Source organism: Ilumatobacter sp., from assembly GCF_030065885.1.
Taxonomy (GTDB): domain Bacteria; phylum Actinomycetota; class Acidimicrobiia; order Acidimicrobiales; family Ilumatobacteraceae; genus Ilumatobacter.
This window is the reverse complement of sequence record NZ_JASJCS010000191.1, coordinates 1-6,029: the sequence shown is the minus strand read 5'-3', so window position 1 is coordinate 6,029 and position 6,029 is coordinate 1. Positions and strand designations below refer to the sequence as shown.

Annotated in this window: 9 protein-coding genes; 6 read left to right on the top strand and 3 right to left on the bottom strand. The window is 71.8% G+C overall.

The annotated features are described in order from the left end of the window. On the top strand, positions 1-224 hold a 224-nt coding region (locus QNJ12_RS23370), incomplete at its 5' end, for an SDR family oxidoreductase (RefSeq protein ID WP_300626466.1). Positions 225-303: 79 nt separating this feature from the next. Beyond that, on the top strand, positions 304-690 hold the full coding sequence (locus QNJ12_RS23365) for a hypothetical protein (RefSeq protein WP_300626465.1): 387 nt from the start codon (positions 304-306) through the stop codon (positions 688-690). Between the two features lie 36 nt (positions 691-726). On the opposite strand, the gene QNJ12_RS23360 is transcribed toward QNJ12_RS23365, so the two are convergent. Beyond that, positions 727-1,998 carry a serine hydrolase gene (locus QNJ12_RS23360; RefSeq protein WP_300626464.1) on the bottom strand — a complete coding sequence of 424 codons (1,272 nt, stop codon included), beginning with the start codon at positions 1,996-1,998 and terminating at the stop codon, positions 727-729. 74 nt (positions 1,999-2,072) lie between these two features. Here QNJ12_RS23360 and QNJ12_RS23355 point away from each other — a divergent pair, with 74 nt between their 5' ends. Further along, a complete protein-coding gene (locus QNJ12_RS23355) occupies positions 2,073-2,417 on the top strand; it encodes an iron chaperone (protein WP_300626463.1) in 345 nt (114 codons plus the stop codon). Between the two features lie 115 nt (positions 2,418-2,532). Here the strand turns inward: QNJ12_RS23355 and QNJ12_RS23350 are convergent, their stop codons facing one another. Both QNJ12_RS23350 and QNJ12_RS23345 read right to left on the bottom strand, forming a co-directional pair. Continuing rightward, entirely contained in the window at positions 2,533-2,985 is a 453-nt protein-coding gene (locus QNJ12_RS23350; protein ID WP_300626461.1) for a DUF1003 domain-containing protein, read from the bottom strand. Between the two features lie 35 nt (positions 2,986-3,020). After that, a complete protein-coding gene (locus QNJ12_RS23345; protein ID WP_300626460.1) occupies positions 3,021-3,560 on the bottom strand; it encodes a hypothetical protein in 540 nt (179 codons plus the stop codon). 86 nt (positions 3,561-3,646) lie between these two features. On the opposite strand from QNJ12_RS23345, the gene QNJ12_RS23340 reads away from it, so the two are divergent. From QNJ12_RS23340 to QNJ12_RS23330, 3 genes are all read left to right on the top strand, one after another. Further along, on the top strand, positions 3,647-4,720 hold the full coding sequence (locus QNJ12_RS23340) for an alcohol dehydrogenase family protein (protein WP_300626459.1): 1,074 nt from the start codon (positions 3,647-3,649) through the stop codon (positions 4,718-4,720). A 69-nt stretch (positions 4,721-4,789) separates the two neighbouring features. Continuing rightward, positions 4,790-5,584: a methyltransferase domain-containing protein gene (locus QNJ12_RS23335; RefSeq protein ID WP_300626458.1), complete on the top strand. Its 795-nt coding sequence runs from the start codon at positions 4,790-4,792 to the stop codon at positions 5,582-5,584. Between the two features lie 74 nt (positions 5,585-5,658). Then, positions 5,659-6,029: aminotransferase class I/II-fold pyridoxal phosphate-dependent enzyme (locus tag QNJ12_RS23330; RefSeq protein WP_300626457.1), on the top strand; the 371-nt coding region annotated here is incomplete at its 3' end.

Sequence of the window (6,029 nt, the reverse complement as noted above, 5' to 3'; positions counted from 1 at the left end):
ACGTGGTGTGCCCCGGCCCGACCGATACGCCACTGCTCGCCGAGATCGTCGGCGCCGACGACGACGGCGAGCGCGTGATCGGAGCGATGGCGAGCGCCGTGCCGATGAAGCGGGTCGGCCAGCCGGCCGAGATCGCGCCCGCCGTCGTCTACTTCGCCTCCGAGGCGGCCGGGTTCACCACCGGCCAGACGTTGTCGGTGTCGGGTGGCCTCACGATGGCCTGATCCCAGGAGCGCCGATGGAGCCCAGACCACCGTGCCGGCCCGAGACCGCCCCTGCGGCCGATCTGGAGTCGATCGCGGCGTGACCGACGCCGACGCCGCCGTGACCGCGCTCGCCCGCCACCAGGTCGACGCGCTCGGCGCCGAGTTCGCCCCGGTCTTCGATCGCTTCAGGACGGAGCACGGGCTCGACCTCGCCGAGGCGTGCGACGCCATCGCGGTCGCAGCGGGCCGTCGGTTCCTCGCCGGCGAGCTCGCCTACGACGTCGCCGACGCGCTCCTCAACGCGGTCTGGGTGCGGATCACCGACGCGATGGTCGACGAGGGCGACGGGTTCCGGTTCCCCGAGCTCGCGTACGCCGTGTACGACGCCTTCGACGCCGGCGAGTACGACCACGGCGACGGGCTCGACCCCGTTGCTGCGCACACCGTGCCGCTGCTGCGCGAGGCGCTCGCAGAGGGCGGCTGATCCGCGCCGTCCGTTGCGATGCCGGGCGACCGGCCGTCAGGTGGACTGCGTCGCCGCCGCGTGGACGACGTCGGCGAGCTGCTCGGCGAGCTGACCTCCGAGGCCCGAGTCGGCCTCGATCACGAGGAACGCGCCGTACCCGTCGTCGAGGTCGAGCCACGGCACCGACCCGTAGGCGCCGCCGTCGCTGATGACGCCGGTCTCGCGGTCGATCCACCAGCCCATGCCGTAGCCGGTCGCAGCGCCGGCCGAGCCGTCGTACGCGTCGGCGATGCGATCGGCGTGCATCCGGTCGACCGACTCCTCGGAGAGGACGCGGCCGCCGTCGCACATGCCGCCACGGAGGTGCATCAGCAGCAGCTTGCCGTAGTCGCCGGTGGTGACGTACGCGCCGCCTTCCATGTTCGGGTTCGCCGTGTCGATGAGCGTCGACGGGTCGGCGTCGAACGCGGTCGGGTAGTCGAACCCGCTCGTGCCGACCTGGGTGAAGTGGTTGTTGTAGCCGAGCGCCTCGAGCCCGCACGGCTGGACGTAGATCTCGTCGATCAGCTCGGCCCACGATCTGCCGGCCGCGACTTCTGCCAGCGCACCCGCCACCTGCCACTGCGCACCGCCGTACCGGAACTCGGTGTCGGGCGGGATGACGTCGGCATCGTCGTCGGGCGTCGCGAAGATCGACTCGGCGCACTCCTGGATCGTCCCGGCGGTGAGGAACTGGCACAGGTACGGCCCGTAGGTCGGGTCCGGGCCGAGCCCGACGAGGCCCGAGCTGTTCGAGACCAGCTGCGCCGGCGTGATCTCGGGGTTGCCGGCACCCCAGTCGACGACGTCGGCGATCGGCGCGTCGACGTCGAGCAGCCCGTCGTCGTGGAGCCGCATCAGCACGCCCGCCGTGATCATCTTGCTGGAGGACGCGACGAGGGAGATCCGGTCCTCGGTGAACTCGCCCCAGTGCTCGTGGTGGATCACGCCGTCCTCACGGTCGACCACGATCAACCCCGCACCGTCGAGGCCCTCGGCATCGACGAAGGCCTGCACGATCGGCGACACCGCCGAGAAGTCGTAGCGCTCGGCCACCGCGGTCGTCGGAGCGGCGGCCGTCGTCGCCGGTGCCGCCTCGGTGGTCGCAGGGCTCGCCGGCGCCGCCGTGGCCGCGACCGTCGTCTCGGTGCTCGTCGTGTCGGTGTTCGTCGACTCCGTGCTCGTCGACTCGGTCTCGGCGGTCCCGGCGCCCGGCGCGTCATCGCCGGCGCACGCACTGAGGACGATCACGATCGACGCGGCGATCGCCGCCGGTTTCGGATGCATGGCAGGACTGTAGGCCGCACCCCGGGGTCGGGCCTCGCGGTCCCGGCCGAAAGTAGCGAGGTACCGTCGGTGCCGTGACGTTCGACGAGTACCTCGATGGCGTCCCCGAGCCGCAGCGAACGACGCTCGACCATCTGCGGCGCACGCTGCGCTCGATCCTGCCCGATGCCGAGGAGGGACTGTCCTACGGCGTGCCGGCGTTCAAGGTCGCCGGCACGCCGGTCGCCGGCTTCGCCGCCTTCACGGGGCACTGCGGCTACTACCCGCACTCCGGGGCAGTGCTCTCGGAGCTGGCCGACGAGCTCGACGGGTACCGGTGGTCGAAGGGCACCCTGCGGTTCCCGATCGACGAGCCCCTGCCCGAGCCGTTGGTGCGTCGCCTCGTCGAGGCGCGACTCGCCGAGATCGACCCGACCTGAACGCGCGCCCCAGCGGATGCGCTCGGACCACGCCGGCCCAGCGCCCGATCCGGCCGGATCGTCCCGTCGGCCGGCGTCACCCACCGCTCCACCGCGGCGCGACCTCGCGGAGGTGTCAGTCGTCGCGATCGGTGCTGACCCCGGCGAGGCGTGCCGTGAGCCGGTCGAGCTTCGCCTCGACCCGATGGATGTCGGTCTCGGCGTTGACGGCGACCATGAGCGCCTCGCGGTCACGGGCCCGGTCGCGCTCGGCCGCCCGTCGCTGCGTCAGGAGGATGAGCGGGCCCTGCAGGGCGGCGACCGTCGCCAGGACCGCGCTGATCACCGCCAACATCACGACCGGGTACGGCTCGAACGGGCGCGCCGCGACGTTCACGGCGATCCAGACGCCGAGGAAGCTCCCGACGAGCCCTGCGAACCACCACGACGCGACCCGCTCGGCGATCGCGGTGGCGATCGCCTCGGCGCGACCGACCTCGGCGTCCTCGTACATGCTCAGCTCGTGCCCGCACGCCGGGCACCGTGCGACCACGGCGTCGTCGTGTTCGGCGCCCGTCTCGTGCGACATCCCCACACGCGACAGCGTGCCAGATGGGCCGCGCCTCAGGCGTCGGGACCCTCCCCTCGCACGCGTTCGACGTCGTCGATGGCGTCGCGGAGCTTCTCCAACCAGTCGTCGGTGTTGCGGCCGACGAGGCGGACGCACCAGGCGAGGGCATCACTCCGGGATCGTGCGACGCCCGCTGCGATCAGGGTGTCGAGCACCTGACGCTCGGGCTGCCGGAGGCGCGTCATCGCCGGGACCGCCAGGTGCGTGAAGAGGGCCGATCGGTCGCCGACCCGGACGCCCCACGAGACCTTGCGATCGAACCGCGCCTCGGCCTCGCGGGCGATCGCGATCCGCTGATCGCGAGTGTCCTCCCGGAACGCCGACATGCGCCCGGCCGCTGCCTCGGCACGAGCGGAGTCGTCGGCGTCGTCGGCGAGCCCGGGTGCCTCGATCGCGATCGTCACGGTGATCTCCTCGCGGTCGACCTCGATCACGGGCGTGTCGACCGAGGTCCAGTCCGACGGCAGACGGCCCTCGAACCACGCGGCGATGTCGGCGGCGGAGGCGGTGGGCTGAGCGGTGTGCGACTTCATGTAATGAACATTACATCATTACGGCGAGCACGCAACCCCGGGCGCCGGCAACGGCCCCGAGGGCATGTGGTCACTATCGTGCCGCCATGCGAGCCGCTCTCCTGACAGGCAACGGGGGACCCGAGACGCTCGTCGTGCGCGACGACGTCGATCCGCCGACACCCGCCGTCGACGAGGTGCTGATCCGGGTCGCCGCCTGCGGCATGAACAACACCGACATCAACACGCGGGTCGGCTGGTACAGCCGCAGCGTCACGTCGGGGACGACGGGCGGCGGGTTCGACGAGGCGAGCACCGACGACGCGACCTGGGGTCGCGGCGGGTTGGCGTTCCCGCGCATCCAGGGGGCCGACGTCGTGGGTCGCATCATCGCGGTCGGTGCCGCCGCCGACGACGGCTTGATCGGCAGGCGCGTGCTCGTCGATCCGTGGATCCGGGATGCCGACGATCCGATGCGGCGCGAGTTGGCCGGGTATCTCGGCAGCGAGCGCGACGGCGGGTTCGCCGAGCTCTGCGCCGTGCCGGCCCGCAACGTCCATCCGATCGACTCGGCGCTGACCGATGCCGAGCTCGCAACGTTCGCCTGCTCGTGGTCGACGGCCGAGCACATGCTGCACCGCGTGCGACTCGACGCCGGCCAATCGATCGCCGTCACCGGCGCGTCCGGCGGCGTCGGGAGCGCGCTGGTGCAGCTCGCCAAGCGTCGGGGTGCGACCGTCACGGCGGTCGCCGGGGCATCGAAGCACGAGGCCGTTCGCGCGCTCGGCGCCGACCACCTCGTCGACCGCGCCGCGGACGACGCCCCGGCAGCTGCGGTCGCCCGAGCCGGCGAGCCGTTCGACGTGGTCGCCGACATCGTCGGCGGCGACGCGTTCGGCGGCTGGCTCGACGCCCTCCACCGCGGCGGCCGGTACGTCACCTCGGGTGCGATCGCCGGGCCCGTCGTCGATCTCGACCTCCGCACGCTCTACCTCAACGACCTCGAGCTCTACGGGGCGACGGTCTACGAACCGCAGGTCTTCGCGGACTTGGTCGGGTACGTCGAACGCGGAGAGGTGCGACCCGTGCTCGCCGGCACCTACCCGCTCGAGCAGATCCACGAAGCACAGGCTGCGTTCGAGCGCAAGCAGCACGTCGGCAACCTCGTCATCACGATCTGACCCGCCGGGCTGCCGCGCAGGTCGGGAGTTCGGTTGCGGGGACGCGGCTCGTCGCACGACGATGAGCCGATGGAAGACGCTGAACGCGGGCAGGTCGTCGCCGAGGCGGCCGTCGTCTACGACGAATTCTTCGTACCGGCACTGTTCGGGCAGTGGCCCGGGCACGTCCTCGACCGTGCGTCGGTGGCCGAGGGGCACGACGTGCTCGACGTCGGGTGCGGCACCGGCGTCCTGGCCCGAGCTGCGGCCGGCCGCGTCGGCACGAGCGGCACCGTCACCGGCGTCGACCCGAACCCGGGCATGTTGTCGGTCGCGAGGCGATCGGCCGAACCGGTCGAGTGGGTCGACGGAGCTGCCGAGGACCTCCCGTTCGACGACGCCGCGTTCGACCGGATCGTCAGCCAGTTCGCCTTGATGTTCTTCGACGACCGATCCGCCGGGCTCGCGTCGATGGCGCGAGCGCTGCGCACCGGCGGTTCGATCGCGATCGCCACCTGGAGCCCGCTCGATCGCGTTCCCGGGTATGCGGCGATGGTCGAGTTGCTCGACCGCATGTTCGGCAGCGACGCAGCGCTCGCATTGGCGGCACCGTTCGTGCTCGGCGACCACGCCGAGCTGACCGAGCTCGTCGGGGACCACTTCGAGCGGGTCGAGATCGTCGAGCAACCTGGTACCGCCCGGTTCGAGTCGATCGAGGCCTGGATGCACACCGACATCCGCGGCTGGACGCTGGCCGACATGATCGACGACGAGCAGTACGGCGAGTTGGTCGCCGCCGCGGAGCGGGACCTCGCCCGGTTCGTCGGGCGGGATGGCGCGGTCGAGTTCGACGCTCCCGCGGTGATCACGACGGCGATCGGCTGACCGCCGGCGGGCCTGGCCTCGACCCGCCGTTCGGCCCTTGCGGCGGAAGGGTCGCCGGGTGAGGATGAACGGCGATGAGCAGGACCGGGTTCTACGACGGCATCGACGCGACGCTGGAGACGATCCGCGCCGACGGGCTCTGGAAGCCCGAGCGCGTGATCACGTCGCCGCAGGGCGGCACGGTGTCGGTCGACGGCGTCGGCGACGTGCTGAACCTCTGCGCCAACAACTACCTCGGACTCGCCAACCACCCTGCGCTGTCGAGCGCCGCGGCCGCCACGATGGCAAGCCACGGCTACGGCCTGGCGTCGGTGCGGTTCATCTGTGGCACGCAGGACATCCACCGCGCGCTCGAGACCGACATCGCCGGCTACATCGGCACCGACGACTCGATCCTGTTCGCCGCGTGCTTCGACGCCAACGGCGCCGTCTTCGAACCGCTGCT

Excerpts from the sequence above, each read along its gene's own strand:
- QNJ12_RS23350 (WP_300626461.1), bottom strand. The coding sequence starts at position 2,985 with ATGTCGCACGAGACGGGCGCCGAACACGACGACGCCGTGGTCGCACGG.
- QNJ12_RS23345 (WP_300626460.1), bottom strand. The coding sequence starts at position 3,560 with ATGAAGTCGCACACCGCTCAGCCCACCGCCTCCGCCGCCGACATCGCC.
- QNJ12_RS23335 (WP_300626458.1), top strand. The coding sequence starts at position 4,790 with ATGGAAGACGCTGAACGCGGGCAGGTCGTCGCCGAGGCGGCCGTCGTC.
- QNJ12_RS23360 (WP_300626464.1), bottom strand. The coding sequence starts at position 1,998 with ATGCATCCGAAACCGGCGGCGATCGCCGCGTCGATCGTGATCGTCCTC.
- QNJ12_RS23340 (WP_300626459.1), top strand. The coding sequence starts at position 3,647 with ATGCGAGCCGCTCTCCTGACAGGCAACGGGGGACCCGAGACGCTCGTC.